General features: G+C 46.3%; 6 protein-coding genes. 4 read left to right on the top strand and 2 right to left on the bottom strand.

The genetic code is table 11. The features are described 5' to 3' along the window. Positions 1-38: 38 nt before the first annotated feature. The 3 genes from SFC66_RS02020 (at position 39) to SFC66_RS02010 (ending at position 718) form a co-directional block, all read left to right on the top strand. On the top strand, positions 39-266 hold the full coding sequence (locus SFC66_RS02020; protein WP_411217036.1) for a DUF1659 domain-containing protein: 228 nt from the start codon (positions 39-41) through the stop codon (positions 264-266). A gap of 36 nt (positions 267-302) precedes the next feature. Further along, complete coding sequence (locus SFC66_RS02015; RefSeq protein WP_411217035.1) at positions 303-512, top strand: DUF2922 domain-containing protein; 210 nt, start codon at positions 303-305, stop codon at positions 510-512. Between the two features lie 71 nt (positions 513-583). Beyond that, a complete protein-coding gene (locus SFC66_RS02010; RefSeq protein WP_077307232.1) occupies positions 584-718 on the top strand; it encodes a YvrJ family protein in 135 nt (44 codons plus the stop codon). Positions 719-757: 39 nt separating this feature from the next. On the opposite strand, the gene SFC66_RS02005 is transcribed toward SFC66_RS02010, so the two are convergent. After that, a complete protein-coding gene (locus tag SFC66_RS02005) occupies positions 758-3,745 on the bottom strand; it encodes a hybrid sensor histidine kinase/response regulator (RefSeq protein WP_411217034.1) in 2,988 nt (995 codons plus the stop codon). A 16-nt stretch (positions 3,746-3,761) separates the two neighbouring features. Further along, positions 3,762-4,880, bottom strand: coding sequence for a response regulator (locus SFC66_RS02000; RefSeq protein ID WP_411217033.1), 1,119 nt, complete (start codon positions 4,878-4,880; stop codon positions 3,762-3,764). A 225-nt stretch (positions 4,881-5,105) separates the two neighbouring features. Here SFC66_RS02000 and SFC66_RS01995 point away from each other — a divergent pair, with 225 nt between their 5' ends. Beyond that, positions 5,106-16,169: a SpaA isopeptide-forming pilin-related protein gene (locus SFC66_RS01995; RefSeq protein WP_411217032.1), complete on the top strand. Its 11,064-nt coding sequence runs from the start codon at positions 5,106-5,108 to the stop codon at positions 16,167-16,169. Position 16,170: the final 1 nt, after the last annotated feature.

Below are 16,170 nucleotides of genomic sequence, written 5' to 3'. Positions count from 1 at the left end.
ACATGCTCCGATTATAGCTGTGAAAGGAGGGGAGAGACATGGCAGTCATTGCAACCCATAACAAAACGCGCCTCAGCATCGTGCTATTCGACGGCGTCGATCCGGAGACAGGCAAAGACAAATACAAAACAAAGAGTTTTAACAACATCAGACTTGATGCAACACCGGATGAGCTGCATGCATTCGCGGATGCATTAGTACCGCTCCAGCAGCGTGATTTCTACGCAGTGGAGAAGAACGACCACTCCATTTTGCGACAAGACTAATGCAGCAAAAATAGACAAAAAAAGGGGGAATAGGACATGAAGAAGCTGGATCTGCAGTTTTTGAATGAAGAAGGCAAAACAGTGACCATCAGCTTGGAGCAGCCAGTCGAACCATTCGATGAGGCGGCGATCAATCAGGCAATGGACACGGTCATTGCACAGAATGTCATCTCATCGAGCGGCGGCGCGCTTGTCTCGAAAAAAGGCGCCCGCATCGTCGATCGCACCGAACAGGAAATATTCTAAATGCAAAAGGGGAGTGCACGCTTGCGAGCTGCACTCCTTTTTTGAAATAAGGAAGGAGGCACCCGATGGAGATGGAGCCATGGCTTGCGATCATAAAAGAATTCGGTTTCCCGGCAGCTGTCACTTTTTACTTGATGCACCGGATCGAAAACAAATTGAACACGCTGATAGCTTCCATTCATAGTCTGCCTGAGAAGCTGAAATGAAAAAGAAGACCAGTATTCCCGTGTGTGGGCAGCTGGTCTTCACTCGTTTCCGTCAGACAGAGGGATACTGATTTGTATCGTCGTTCCTTTCCCAACTTCACTGCATATAAGCAGTCCGCACCCGTTTAGCTTCTTCAATCGCGTATGGGTGTTGATCAAACCGATACTGTCCCTGTGACCCTTTGATATGTGCAGTGATTGCAATGTATCAGAAGAAATCCCAATACCGTCATCTGCGATTCGAATGATGGCATTGTCTCTGTTTTTAAACAGTTGTATACGTATCGTGCCGCCTTCTTCTTTTGGCTGCAAGCCATGAAGAATGCTATTTTCAACTAGTGGCTGCAGTGTCAGGGGAGGTATGCCGAATTGAAGTTCCCGGTCAATTTCCCAGTCGATTTGCAGCTTTTCGCCGAAGCGTTCCTTTTGGATATATAAATAAGATTGTACCAAATCCAGTTCCTTTGCGATCGGAATCATGCTGGAGAGGTTTTTCCCGCTGAAGCTGACTTGCAAATAGTTGCCAAACTCTTGAAGCAGGCGCAGCATCCGGTCATTATCAATCGAACTCAGTGCAGCGATCGTATTCAGTGTATTGAAAAGGAAATGCGGATGAATCTGTGCTTGCAGCCAAGCCGCTTCGATACGCAGCCGATCCTCGATCGAAACTTTCAGGTCCAGCAGCGATTTGATGCGTGATTTCATCTCGAGCATATCCACTGGTTTTGTGACATATTCATTGGCGCCAGCCTGGAAGCCGGCGTGAATGTCTTCAGGCTGGGAACGGGCCGTCAGCAGCAAGATAGGCAATTCGGTAAGGCTGAACCTTTCCCTGACCATTTCGGTCAATCGGAAACCGGAAATCTGCGGCATCATGACGTCGATGATGAGCAAATCCCATTTTTCCGACTCCAACAGCCGGATGAAATCCGCTGAGGCCGAAACAGTGCTGACTTGATGTCCATCTGCTTCCAATGCTTGTTTAAGCACCATAAGATTGACAGGGTCATCGTCTATCGCAAGGATACGGCAGCCTGACACAGCCGGAACCGCTTGTTCGGCTGCCGGTGCAGCAGCGGCAGTTTCGGTGAATGCCGAATCATCCGCAACATGTTTTGCAATCCGATCAGCTGCGAGCGGTAAGCGCAGTGTAAAGACAGACCCTTTCTCTGGTTCTGACTCCGCTGTCAAAGAACCGCCATGCATTTCGGCCAGCTGTTTGCTGATGCTAAGACCCAAACCTATTCCTTCGCTCTCGGAAATGGAATCTTCCCCCTTCTCGTAAGGGTGGAAAATTCTCGCCTGCGTTTTTGCATCCATTCCGATACCAGTATCCTTGACCTTGACCAGGAGATTGGAATCATCGGCTGTAACGTCGATCGTGATGTCTCCTGCTGGTGTGAACTTCAGCGCATTATGCAGCATGTTTGTCATTATCTGGGTGACTCGGTGTTCATCTGCATATATGAGAGGCAGATTGTCAGGCATCCGCAGGTGGATTTCCACATGTTTTTCATCCGTCATGAAACGCAGCATATCCACAGTGCCGATTATGATCGGTTCGATGGGGATGGGAGCTGATGCGAGTCGGACCTTGTTGGATTTCATCTGCGTGACATCGATCAGGTCATTGATCAAATAAGACATTTTGCGGCTGATCGTATGAATCAGTTGAAGCTGATAGCGACTGCGATCGTCCAGTTCATCTTCCTTCTCGAGTACACTTTGAACCATATTCATCATCCCATGCAAAGGTGTGCGCAGCTCATGGGATGTGTTCGCCAAAAATTGATCTTTCCGTTTTTGTTCAGTTTCCAATTGTTCGATATACTGCTTGTTCTCTGCTTCTGTCTGGAAGAAGCGCAGGAACCAGAAGCTGCAGAAGCAAATCAATGCAATGGTGATATCTAAAGGATAGAAGCCGGCCTTGATGGCACCTCGGAATGTATCTTCGAGAAATGGAAGATTCCCTACCAATATGGTCCAGGCAACATGGGAGATGACGGCAGCACCTGCAAGGAATAATGGTAATGCCCTTTCCCCACTGAGAAAAACAGCACGGAATAAAATCAAAAATATAATGGAGAAAGCAAGGGTCAGGGAAACAGCAATCCCGATGACATAACGTACATACTCTATTGGTACGGATAGGATATAGATCAAGTAACTCGTATACAAGGCATATAAGATGATGAATGGCCACTTGAAAGCAGCTTTCGTGAAAGTGAAGACTGCAAAAAGCAGGAAGAAAAAGCTTAGGCCGATATAGCTGAAATAAACAATCCTTACATACCATTCGTGACTGAGTGGCATCACATATCCGAGCGTATTATAATCGGAAGTCACAACAGCCATACTTGCCAATAAGGCTCCAATCGAGAAGAATAAGGCACCGATTTTCGTCGGCTTCATCAAATACAGCACAAACGCGTAGAGTGCATGAAGGAATATGATGGCCCCGACAAAGAATTGGAGCAAGCCGGCCTGATAGGATTCTTTTTGGATTTGCTGCGAGGCACCAAAACGCACGTTGATCATGGATCGTGCCCGTTCATTTCCGTGAAATTCTTCGAAATGCAGCTCTAAATCGATCTGTCCGTTTTGATCGGCTCTTACATCACTGATCGTAACCGGAGTGGCTGGTCCTTTTTCATAGTCTGTCGTCTGGTAGACGAGCTGGTCATTGCTGTATACAGAGAAATCGGAATAAAATGAACGGATGGAAAGAGCGTATCTGTCCGCTTGATCACCGACCTGTATTTTCATTTCGTAAGTCCCGGCAGCTTCCGGTTTCATATATTTCGGCAGCGGCTGATAAACAGATTCATTTGCCTTGGTCAACCGTTTCCATTCACCATCCATGCCGATGGAGCGGCTTTTTGAGAAGTCAATCTGGCTTGCATCCATTTCACCGCTGACTGCCACGGGCTGTATATCTGGTATTTGTGTGTGATACCAGATCACCCTTCCTAACGTCAAGGCAGCAGCAAAAGCTAAAATGATCATCAGTTTCCTACTGCGTTTCATCGTATTCCTCCTGCTTTCAGCCCCGCGTATGCTGAACCCGCCATGATTCATACCATGCCATCAGTTCCGGTTCCGGAGCAATACCGAATTCCTCTTCCAGCATGATCGTCAAGCGCTCATACTGACTCACCACTTCACCTGTTTCGCCAATCACATCATACAGATGCATGAGCCTTATATAGCTATGTGCTAGATACGGGTATTCAGCTTGCATTCGCATGTATAGGGAAATAGCATCTTCCAATCTGTTCTGTTCCTCCAAATAGGCACCAGTCAGGATGGCGGTTTTAATCCATAGTTCCCTCAGTTGATTTTGCCTGGATTCTGCCCATTCGTACCCTTCTCCAGCAAAATAATCTCCCTTATAGTCCTGCAGCAATGTGAGATAGCTTGCTAAAGAGTGTTCATGTAATGCCGGCAGATGATTGATGTGATCCTGCCATTGCACAATATCCACCTCGGCATTTCCAAGCTGCAGCTGATAACACTGATTGTGGCTGCTCAGCGACAACGCAGGAAGTGAAGCAGCCAATGTTTTCCGGATGACATAAATAGTGGAATAAAGCTGGGTTTTAGCTTTCTCCGGCGCTGTCTCTTCCCAAAATCGATCAAGCAGCACATCCTTTCGAACGGGCTTGCCGGCATGATGCAGCAGATAACAGAAAACCTCTTTTGCTTTCGTCGTTCTCCATTGAACTGTCAATGGCACTCCATTTTGATTGAATTGCAATGCATTCATGCAAATGATTCGTATCTGTGCACCCGGATCATTTTCCTGTACGTCGAGATCCAATCGCTGGATGGTTTTTCTCAATCTGTCCTTTTGAATCGGTTTCACTAGATAATCCAATGCATTGAGCTCGAATGCCTGCACGGCATATTCCTGGTAACCGGTTACGAATACAATCGGCAAATCGGGATGTTCTTCTTGGATTTCAGCTGCAAGCCCGACTCCATTTACAGAACCGATTTTTATATCGAGAAATAGTAGTTCAGGCTTTTTCTCCGCAATTTCTTCGATCAGTCCCCGAGACGTTTGATAGGCGCCGACAATATTAAAATCCCCAATACTATGTAACTGTGATTCAAGAAACTGCAGCGCTAACGGCTCATCATCCACGAGCATTACTTTCATACTATAGCCTCCAGCATAAAGTCTTCTTGTTGGTATTATATCAATCTCTCTTGGATATTCATCCTGTATTTGGAAGATTTTTTGCCATTCGACAATATTTGCAGGTCTTTTATCATGAGTTTTTGGATAAAATGTACAGTTTTTGTTCAGAAAGCTTTGTTAAGTTGATGGCAGTCTGGGGCTTCGTGCGCCAGACATAATACAAGTAAAGGAGAACGAGAAGCAGTGATAAAGAAAATACCTGTAATGATGCTTATCACGATTATGCTTATGCAGACGATTTTATCCGGTACACTCGGAACAGCCCAAGTGTTTGCAGAAGGGACCGATACGGAACCTTTTCAGGCTACGGTTGAACTGACGGATAAGGAAGACAATGCTGTCAGTGCTGAAAATAGCTTAGACAGAGACGCGGATTTAAAACTGAAGGTGAATTGGAACAAGGACCAGCACACATCAGATCATACATACAACATAACACTACCAGATCAACTTACCTATACAACAATCGAACCGACTGCTCTGCTTGATGCAGAACAAGTTGAAGTTGGCACGTATGAGCTGGCAGATGGCATACTATCTTTCCGCTTCACCAATGAAGAGCAAAAACCATCCAGCGGGAAACTGGAAGTGAAAGCACAGATTGAGCAAGCACTTCGGAATGGTACGGAACAGGAGACGAACTTATCGTTTTATGTTGAAAATAAAGAGCAAGTCGTTCCGCTATACTTGAAACCTGCTCCAGTGGAGGGACAACCTCCGGAAGAAGGAGCGACAGAGCCAGAACAGGAAGAACTTACAGGAGAGGAACAGGAAGAAACAGTGCCCGCCAAACCAGTGACGGAAGCCGAGCAGCCAGTTGATAAGGAAGAAGCTAAAGAAGAGCCTGAAGCTGACAAGTCAGAAGAACAAGCCGAACCTGCCGCAGATGAAACGAAGGAAGCGGAACAGGATCAGGATCAAGAACAAGACCAGAAACAAGATCAAGAACAAACTGAAGAAAACACTGAAGCAGCAAATGAAGAAGCAAATGAAGAAGTTGCAGCTGAAAATCGCCAGACAGGCGAGATAGAAGAAAATATCATCACAAACATCGTGTTGAAAGATAAAGAAGGCAACATCATCGATGCGAATGAAAACCCGGATAATCATCCATCCTTGGGAGATGAAGTCAGTCTTGATATGGAGTGGGCGCTGGCTGATGGCCACCCATATGGGGAAGGATCCACTTTCACTTTTTCACTGCCGGACTACTTCGCGATCTACAATGATGTGGATGGACAATTGGAATTCGGGGATGAAAGTGTCGGAACTTATCATTTAAGTATGGATGGCACAGTTGTCATGACTTTCAATGACAATATCACCAAGCTTTCCAATGTGAAAGGAACATTGCATTTCTGGACGGAGTTTCATGAAAGGATCGAAGGAAGCATCGAACAGGAAATCACTTTTAACATCAAGGAAGAGGACATAGCTGTCATTCCAGTCAGGTTCCAGCCGAAGCCTGGGAATGCCATTGATAAATCAGGAAAAACAGACCGTGGCTACAATGCAAAGGAAATCACTTGGACGGTCGATTTCAACAAACAGCTGCAGACAATCGAGAATGCTGTCTTGAAAGATCCACTGGAAGAAAACCAACAGCTGCAGACTGATTCAATCAAAGTATATGAGCTGGATGTCCAGCTTGATGGATCAGTGAAACCAGGTGAACTGGTTGATCCTTCTGCGTATACAGTTCAAGATGAGCCGTTCGAAATCAATTTCGGCAAGCTGACTGATGCTTACCGTGTTGAATTCAAGACTGACATTACCGATGCAGACGGTACAGCTTATAAAAACACGGCTACATTGACAGGTTCCAATATCGAGGATCTGCCGGCAACAGCTTCTGTCAATGTCAGCCGCGGAAAACCATTGGCCAAGCGCAGTGTAACGTATGATGCTGCCAAGCAAACAATCAAATGGGAAGTGCAATACAACTATAATGAAAAAACGATCCAGCAGCAGGATGCTGTACTGACAGACCTATTCGATGACAAACATATGCTGATCAAAGACTCGATCAAAGTAGAAAAAGTAACGATTGGTGAAAATGGGCAGCAAACGAAAGCTGAACCGTATTCAAATTATACAGTCAACGAACAGCCGGCAGCAGATGGCAAGCGGGGCTTCCAGCTGCAGTTCAATGAAGACATCCAGAACGCTTATAAAATCACGTATGAAACAAAAGCAGATGGTCGCGTGATGGATGATGGCCGTATCAATAATAGCGTCATCGTAGGCGAGAACCAAAGTGATACAGGGCAAGGAGTCAGCCAGCAAATCCTTTCCAAATGGCACTCAAATGTGAACTACAAAGATAAAACTGCTAACTGGACGATCGATTTCAACAAAGACTCCCATCTGATGAAGGATGTTGTCATCACGGATACGTATCCGAATAAAGGGCTGACGATGCAAGAGGATACGTTTAAAATCGTCGATCGTGCAACGAACAAGACACTGTCCGAAGACGATTATGAGCTTGCCGTTACAGCTGATGGATTCACGGTCAAGTTCAAGAATGAAATCAAGACACCATATCGCATCACCTATACAACCGATTTTGATTACGACAGCTTAGGCGAGCAGAAGCAATTCCGGAACCATGTGGTGCTGGATTGGAAGGACGAATCCGGGAAAGATCAAACCAAAGAAGCAGCAGCAGGATTCAATCCGGATAACTATACTGTGAATAACGGCTTTAAAAACGGTTCCTACAATGCCGTTTCAAAAGAGATCACATGGAATGTAGGGGTCAACTATGACTTGAAAGATTTACAAAATATCACTGTCACAGACTATATCCAAGGCAAGCAGAATTTAGTCGATGGTTCGCTGAAGGTATATGAAGTCGAATTGACAGGTGGCAATAACGGCGTCAAAAAAGGTGCACCATTGCAAGAAGGCACAGATTACACAGTTGGAGCGGTTGAAAATGACAAGGGTGAACCTGGTTTCAAGGTCAATATCCTGAAAGACAACAGCAAGCCATATTGGATCGAGTACAAAACCAGCCTGGCTGGGGAGCTGATTGTCAATCGTTACGACAACACCGCGACTTTAACCAGTGATGGTCGGGACCCGATCGATTTGAAGGCACAGGTTTCCGTAGCGAATGGCGGCAGCTACAACGAAAAAGATGGCAGTCAGAATGGCAATGTGATCAATTGGAAGATCGATATCAATAAAGGGCAGTCGCATGTGTCGAAAGCGAAAGTGACGGATGAACAGCAGTCGAACCAGATCCTTCTGGAAGACAGCTTCAAGTTATATGAAACGAATGTAGCGGAAAACGGCAGTCTCTCCAAAGGGGAGGAAGTACCAAAAGACGCCTATGAACTGGATATACGAACAGCTGATGACGGCAGTCAAACGTTCGAACTGTCCTTCCTGGATGATATCGACCGGGCATATATCCTCGAATATCAATCGTATATCAATGCAGCCAATGGAGAAAAGATCAGCAACAAAGCAGTCTTCTCCGGAGAAAACATCACCACCGAAACAGTTGAATCCGGCAAGACGATCGTTGTCCGCAAAAGCGGAGGCAGCGGAACGGGCTCCGGTGAATACGGCAGTTTGGAAGTTTCCAAGGTGGATGCAGCGACAGGCGAGGCTTTAGCTGGTGCAACATTCACGTTGTATGACAGCGAAGGTAAAGTTGCCATCCGCAGTGTGACCACTGGGGAAGATGGTAAGGCAGTGTTCAAGAACTTGCTTTATGACGACTATCTTCTTAAAGAAGATAAAGCTCCGTTCGGCTATGTCGTCGGCATCCAGGATACCCAGAAGGTAACCGTGGATGGTGAGTCGAAAACAACGATCAAAAACAAAGAAATCACGCGCGATGTCATCCTGACAAAGTCAGATAAGGAAACGAAAGAGGCACTCCAAGGAGCTGTTTTCAAACTCGAGCAGCAAGTGGACGGTGAGTGGAAGCAGATCCAGGAAAACCTGACAACAGATGAAAATGGTGTGATTTCCGTCAAAGATCTCGAGGCAGGCAATTACCGCTTCATCGAGACGGCTGCACCAGATGTTTATGAATTGAATGCCGATCCGGTTTATTTTGACATCAAGGCAGATCAAACTTATGTAACGACTGTCACGAAAGATAATGCAGTCAAAAAAGGCAGTGTGAAACTGCAAAAGACAGATGAAGCAGGCAACCCATTGCAAGGTGCGGTTTTCACTTTGAAAGATGAAGCGGGGAAAGTCATCAAAGAAGGGCTCACAAGTGATGGAAATGGACTTGTGGAAGTTCACGATTTGCGGCCTGGCAACTATGAAATCGTCGAAACGAAAGCACCGGAGTTTTACCAGCTGGATGGTTCAGTGCATAAGTTTACGATTGATCCGGTGAAACAAGCTGAAATCAATCTAGGAAAAGTCCAAAACAAACTTGTAACAGGCGGCATCGAGCTGACGAAAGTGGATGCCGATCAGAGAGACACCTTGCTTGCAGGTGCAGTATTTGAGCTTCAAACTGCAGATGGCAAGGTATTGAAACAAGGTTTGACCACGAATGAAGCTGGTGTACTGGTAGTGGATCAGCTTGCGCCTGGTGACTATCAGCTGATAGAAACCAAAGCGCCGAATGATTATCAATTGGATCAGACACCGATCACTTTCACGATTGAAAAAAGCAACGAAGCAAGCATACAAGTGGAACGTGAAATGAGCAATAAACTGCAGCCGGGAGAAGTCGTCCTGACAAAAGTGGATGACAAAGATGCTTCCGTGCTGGCTGATGCAGTGTTTTCGCTTTATAAGGAAAATGGCGAACTCGTCCACGAAGGATTGAAGACAGACACAGCAGGACAGCTGACTGTTTCCGATCTGCAGCCTGGAAGCTATTATTTCCAGGAAACACAAGCACCAGCAAATTACGAGCTGAATGAAACGAAACTGCCATTCACCATCGAGCGCAGCCAAGTGGAGGCTGTCCAAGTCAAAGCAGACAATACACTGACTCCTGGTGCTGTCTCCTTGATCAAGACGGATAGTGATGATGGGAATCTTCGTTTGGCAGGAGCAGAATTCAAGCTGCAGAATGCAAAAGGTGAAACTGTCAAAGAGAATTTGGTCACCAATGAAGAAGGACGAATCATCGTCGAAGACTTGGCGCCAGGCAAGTATTACTTCATGGAGACAAAAGCGCCAGAACATTATGAGCTGAACGATACACCAATCGAAGTGACTGTCGAAAAAGGACAGCAGGAAGCAGCGGTTGTGAACGCGACGAATAAGCTGATCCCGGGCAGTGTTGTACTGGAGAAAATCGATAGTGCAGACCATGGCATCACGCTGGAAGGCGCGGCCTTCAAACTGGTGAACAGCAAAGGCGATGTTGTGGAAGAAAAGCTGGTGACAGATAAAGATGGACGTATCACGGTGAACGATTTGAAGCCGGGTGATTACCAATTCATCGAAATCGAAGCACCGGCAGATTATGAGCTTGACGCAGAGCCAATAGATTTCACGGTCGAGAAAAGCCAGCAAGAAGCATTGGTGATACAGCAGACGAACACGCTGAAGCCAGGTGCAGTACAGTTGGTGAAAGTGAATAAACATGATACAGCGGAAGTGTTAGCTGGTGCGGAATATGTACTGAAAGATGCATCAGGTAATGTGGTGAAAGAAAATCTGGTAACCGATCAAGAAGGCAAGATCTCTGTAACAGGATTGGCTCCAGGAACCTATCAGTTTGTCGAAGTGAAAGCTCCAGCAGATTTTGTGTTGGATGAGACGCCAATCACAGTCGAAATCGAGCGCAGCCAAGAGAAAGCAGTGACAGTGACAGCTGTCAACGAATTGATCAGAGGCGCAATCGAAATCACCAAGGTTGGCGAAGATGATTTAGAAAAAGGTTTGGAAGGAGCAGTATACGAGCTCCGGACAAAAGCTGGTGAGATCGTTCAAACCGGCACAACAGATGAGACTGGCAAGCTTCGGTTTAACGAGTTGCTTCCAGGAGATTATGAAATTGTCGAAGCAAATGCACCATTCGGATATGACTTGGATACCACACCGATTCCGGTGACAGTCGAACGCAGCCAAGAAGAAGTAGTCACTGTGCAGCAAGTGGATCAGCTGACGACTGGTTCAGTTTTATTGAAGAAAGTCGACAGCAAGGAAAGTACAATCGGCCTTAGCGGTGCCGTATTCGAATTGCAGGATGAAACAGGCAAAACACTGCAAGAAGGTTTGACAACCAACGAAGCTGGCGAACTATCCATCACTGATTTGAAGCCGGGTGATTACCAGCTAGTCGAAACAAAAGCACCAGCGGATTATACGCTGAACGGTACACCAATCATCTTTACCATTGAAAAAGGACAGCAAGTGATTCCGACTGTAGAAGCGGAAAATACGCTGACGCCAGGTGCTGTATCCTTGATCAAACTGGATAAAGATAATGAGAACGTACCGCTTCAAGGAGCAGAATACAAACTCGTCGATAGATCAGGTACAGACGTACAGACGAACTTGGTCACAGATCAAGATGGACGTATCATCGTTTCCGATCTTGCACCAGGCAAGTATCAGTTCATCGAAACAAAAGCACCGGAAAACTATGTGCTGGATGCGACACCAATCGATGTCGAGGTAACACGCAGCCAGCAGGAAGCTGCAGTTGTATATGCAGAAAATGAACTGATTGCAGGCAGCATCGTCTTGGAGAAGAAAGATAGCGCCGATGACTCCATCACTTTGGCTGGAGCGGAATTCAAGCTGGTGGACGGTAAGGGCAATGTCGTCGAAGAGAAGCTGACAACAGATGAAAATGGCAGAATCGTAGTGGAAAATCTCAAACCAGGTGCTTATCAATTCATCGAGACAAAAGCACCGACAGATTATGTACTGGATGAAAAACCGATCGATTTCGAGATTGCCAAGAGCCAAAAAGAACCATTGATCATCACCGCGGACAATACGCTCACGCCAGGCAGCGTGGAATTGATCAAAGTCAATGCACATGACAATTCCGAGAAACTTTCAGGAGCTGTTTTCGAACTGCAAGATCAAGATGGCAAGGTCATCAAGGAAAACCTGACAACAGATGAAGCAGGGAAAATCACTGTGGATAATCTGGCGCCAGGAAGTTATCGATTCGTCGAGACAAAGGCACCAGTTGACTTCCTGAAAGATGATGCACCAATCAGTTTCATCATTGAAAGAAGTCAGACAGAAAAAGTCTTGTTGACAGCGGAAAACGATCTTAAAAAAGGATCGCTTGAAATTGTCAAAGTGGACAGCGAGGATCCAAGTGCCCTCCTTGAAGGAGCAGCATTCGATCTGTGGACAGCTGCCGGCGAAAAAATAGCTTCCGGCAAAACGGATAAAGAAGGCAAGCTGTCCTTCCGAGATCTCGTTCCAGGGAACTATATCATCAAGGAAACAGAGGCACCGTTCGGCTATGATTTGAACACTGCATCAAAACAAGTGACGATCGAACGCAGTCAGCAGGAAACAGCTGTCATCCAGTTGACCAACGAACTTTCAACTGGCGCAGTCATGCTGGAGAAAGTCGACGCGAAAGACAACAATGTCAGCCTGGCGGGCGCCGTATTCCGTCTCCTCGATAGCGAAGGAAAGACATTGCAGGAAAATCTGACAACGAATGATGATGGCCAGCTGACGATCAGTGATTTGAAGCCGGGAGATTATCAGCTCGTGGAAACAAGTGCTCCGGAAAATTATGTACTGGATGATACACCGATCAACTTCACGATTGAAAAAGGACAGCAAACACCAATTAGCGTGACAGCTGGGAATACGCTCCAGCCAGGTGTAGTGTCACTTATCAAAGTTGATAAAGATAATCCGGAAGCCTATCTTGAGAATGCGGAATTCCGCTTGCTTGATAGCGACGGCAATACTGTAAAGGAAAAGCTGTACACAGATAGCGAAGGACGCATCATCGTCGAAGACTTGGCACCAGGTTCCTACACCTTCGTCGAAACGAAGGCACCTATCGGATATGAACTGGATGATGCACCGATAAGCGTAACTGTCGAAAAAGGCCAAAAAGAAGCAGCAGTCGTAACAGCTGTGAACGAACTGACAACCGGAACGGCTGTACTGGAAAAAGTCGATGCGGATGACAAGGACCTTAAATTAGAGGGCGCCGTGTTCAAACTCGTGAATGACAAAGGTGACACAGTCAAAGAAGAGCTGATCACCGATGAAAACGGGCGTATCTCGGTCGATGGACTGAAACCAGGAAACTATCAATTCATCGAAACGAAAGCACCAGCAGGATATGAACTGGACGACACACCAATCAACGTGACTGTGGAAAAAGCACAGCAAGAAGCAGCTGTTGTAACGGCAGTGAATGAGCTGACACCAGGAAAAGCCGTATTGGAAAAAGTCGATGCTGACGATAACACATTGAAACTGAAAGGTGCTGTGTTCAAACTCGTAAATGACAAAGGTGACACAGTCAAAGAAGAGCTGATCACCGATGAAAATGGACGCATTTCAGTAGATGGACTGAAGCCAGGAAACTATCAGTTCATCGAAACAAAAGCGCCAGCAGGTTACGAACTGAATGAAACGCCAATTGATGTAACCGTAGAGAAAGGTCAGCAAGAAGCAGCCGTCGTAACAGCTGTGAATGAACTGACGCCAGGATCAGCAGTTCTGGAAAAAGTCGATGCTGACAATAGTGCTTTGAAACTCGAAGGCGCTGTATTCAAACTGTTAAATGACAATGGAGATACCGTCAAAGAAGAACTTACTACCGATGAAAACGGACGTATCTCAGTCGATGGACTGAAGCCAGGAAACTATCAGTTTATCGAAACGAAAGCACCAGCAGGATATGAACTGAACGACACGCCAATCGATGTGACTGTGAAAAAAGCCCAGCAGGAAGCAGCCGTCGTAACAGCTGAGAATGCAGTGACGTTGGGAACTGTCATCTTGCATAAAGTTGATGCAGATGATGAATCTCAAGTGCTGGAAGGAGCTGTCTTCAAGCTAGTCAACGAGAACGGTGATTCCGTCAGGGAAGAACTTGTAACAGATAAAGATGGCCGTATCACTGTGGAAGACTTAAAACCAGGAAACTATCAGTTCATCGAAACCAAGGCACCAGCAGGCTATGAATTGAACACTGCACCAATCGACGTGACAGTCGAGCAGAGCCAAAAAGAAGCAGCAGTCGTAACTGCAGTGAATGAACTGACACCAGGATCGGTCATTTTGGAGAAAGTCGATGCTGAGGAGCACGCTATCCTATTGGAAGGCGCTGTGTTCAAACTGGTGAATAGTAAAGGCGATACTGTGAAAGAGGAGCTTACAACTGATAAGCATGGTCGAGTCACGGTCGAAGGATTGAAGCCAGGAAACTACCAGTTCATTGAAACAAAGGCACCAGCAGGCTATGAATTGAATGACACACCTATTGATGTGACAGTTGAAAAAGCGCAGAAGCAGCCGACTGTAACAACAGTGGAAAATGAACTGACTCGAGGCAGTGTGGTATTGGAGAAAGCAGATGCCGATGACAGCTCCATCATGTTGGAAGGAGCACAATTCAAGCTTGTCGACAGTAAAGGTAACACCGTGAAAGAAAAGCTTACAACCGATCGTAATGGCCGAATTTCCGTCGAGGATTTGAAGCCAGGAGATTACCAGTTCGTCGAGACACAAGCACCGGCAGGTTATACGCTGAATGACCAGCCAATTGACGTCACGGTAGAAAAAGGCCAGCAGCAAGCAGCGGTTGTAAAAGCAGTCAATGCACTCACTCCAGGAAGTGTCGTACTGGAGAAAGTCGATGCTGACGACAGTGCCATCCTTTTGGAAGATGCTGCATTCAAACTTGTAAATGAGCAAGGTGAAATAGTCAAAGAAGCACTTACAACCGATAAAAATGGCCGGATCAGTATCGATGGACTGAAGCCAGGAAACTATCAGTTCATCGAAACAAAAGCACCAGCCGGTTACGATCTGGATGAAACGCCAATTGATGTAACCGTAGAGAAAGGCCAGCAGCAAGTAGCCGTCGTGACGGCTGTGAACAAACTGACAACAGGAAAAGTCATCTTGAAAAAGGTAGATGCCGCGGATAGCTCTGTTTCTTTGAAAGATGCAGAATTTAAACTGGTCGATGCCGAAGGAGAAACAGTCAAAGAAGCGCTTGTTACAGATGAAGCAGGCCAAATCACTGTTGTCGGACTGAAGCCAGGCAACTATCAATTCATCGAAACGAAAGCACCAGCAGGATATGAACTGGACGACACACCAATCAACGTGACTGTGGAAAAAGCCCAGCAAGAAGCAGCTGTTGTAACGGCAGTGAATGAGCTGACACCAGGAACAGCCGTACTGGAAAAAGTCGATGCTGACGATAACACATTGAAACTGAAAGGTGCTGTGTTCAAACTCGTAAATGACAAAGGTGCCACAGTCAAAGAAGAGCTGATCACCGATGAAAATGGACGCATTTCAGTAGATGGACTGAAGCCAGGAAACTATCAGTTCATCGAAACAAAAGCGCCAGCAGGTTACGAACTGAATGAAACGCCAATTGACGTAACCGTAGAGAAAGGTCAGCAAGAAGCAGCCATCGTAACAGCTGTGAACGAACTGACACCGGGAACAGCTGTACTTGAGAAAGTCGATGCAGACGACAATTCCAAAGTGCTGAAGGATGCTGTATTCAATCTGATTGACGAGAAGGGCAACATGGTGAAAGAAAATCTCATCACAGATGAAAACGGTCAGATCATTGTTGATGGGCTGAAGCCGGGTGACTATCAGTTTGTGGAAACGAAGGCGCCTGCAGGTTATCAGCTGGATCAAACGCCAATCACATTCACAATCGAAACAGCACAAACAGCTCCAGCAGAATTGACAGTAACGAACAAATTGGAGCCAGAACCTACTAAAGAAGAACCGAATGAGCCAGAAGAACCTGTCAATGGTGAAACACCGAAAGATCCATCAAGTCCAGAACCAGTCGATGGGGGTTCCGACAGACCAGAGCCTGTAGTTGATGCAGGCACAGTCAAACCGGAGCCAGGAAAATCTGTCGTGCCAGCAGTCGGAAGCGGAACTGATGGTAAGCCAGCAGCAGGCAACCAGCCAGGTCTGCCGGCAAGCTTGCCGCAAACTGGCGAGCAGCTGTTATCACTGATGCTGATGGCAGGTATCCTTTCAGCGGGAATCGGAGGCGTATTCATTTGGAATGCTTTCCGTACGCAAACAGCAAGGAAGAGGAAATAAG

It is taken from the genome of Terribacillus saccharophilus, assembly GCF_046592895.1.
GTDB classification, from domain to species: Bacteria; Bacillota; Bacilli; order Bacillales; family Amphibacillaceae; genus Terribacillus; species Terribacillus saccharophilus_D.
This window is presented reverse-complemented; position numbering and strand designations above follow the sequence as displayed.

What these genes read in the sequence shown, in the direction of transcription:
- SFC66_RS02015 (WP_411217035.1), top strand. Translation starts at nt 303, where the DNA reads ATGAAGAAGCTGGATCTGCAGTTTTTGAATGAAGAAGGCAAAACAGTG.
- SFC66_RS02010 (WP_077307232.1), top strand. Translation starts at nt 584, where the DNA reads ATGGAGCCATGGCTTGCGATCATAAAAGAATTCGGTTTCCCGGCAGCT.
- SFC66_RS02020 (WP_411217036.1), top strand. Translation starts at nt 39, where the DNA reads ATGGCAGTCATTGCAACCCATAACAAAACGCGCCTCAGCATCGTGCTA.
- SFC66_RS02000 (WP_411217033.1), bottom strand. Translation starts at nt 4,880, where the DNA reads ATGAAAGTAATGCTCGTGGATGATGAGCCGTTAGCGCTGCAGTTTCTT.
- SFC66_RS02005 (WP_411217034.1), bottom strand. Translation starts at nt 3,745, where the DNA reads ATGAAACGCAGTAGGAAACTGATGATCATTTTAGCTTTTGCTGCTGCC.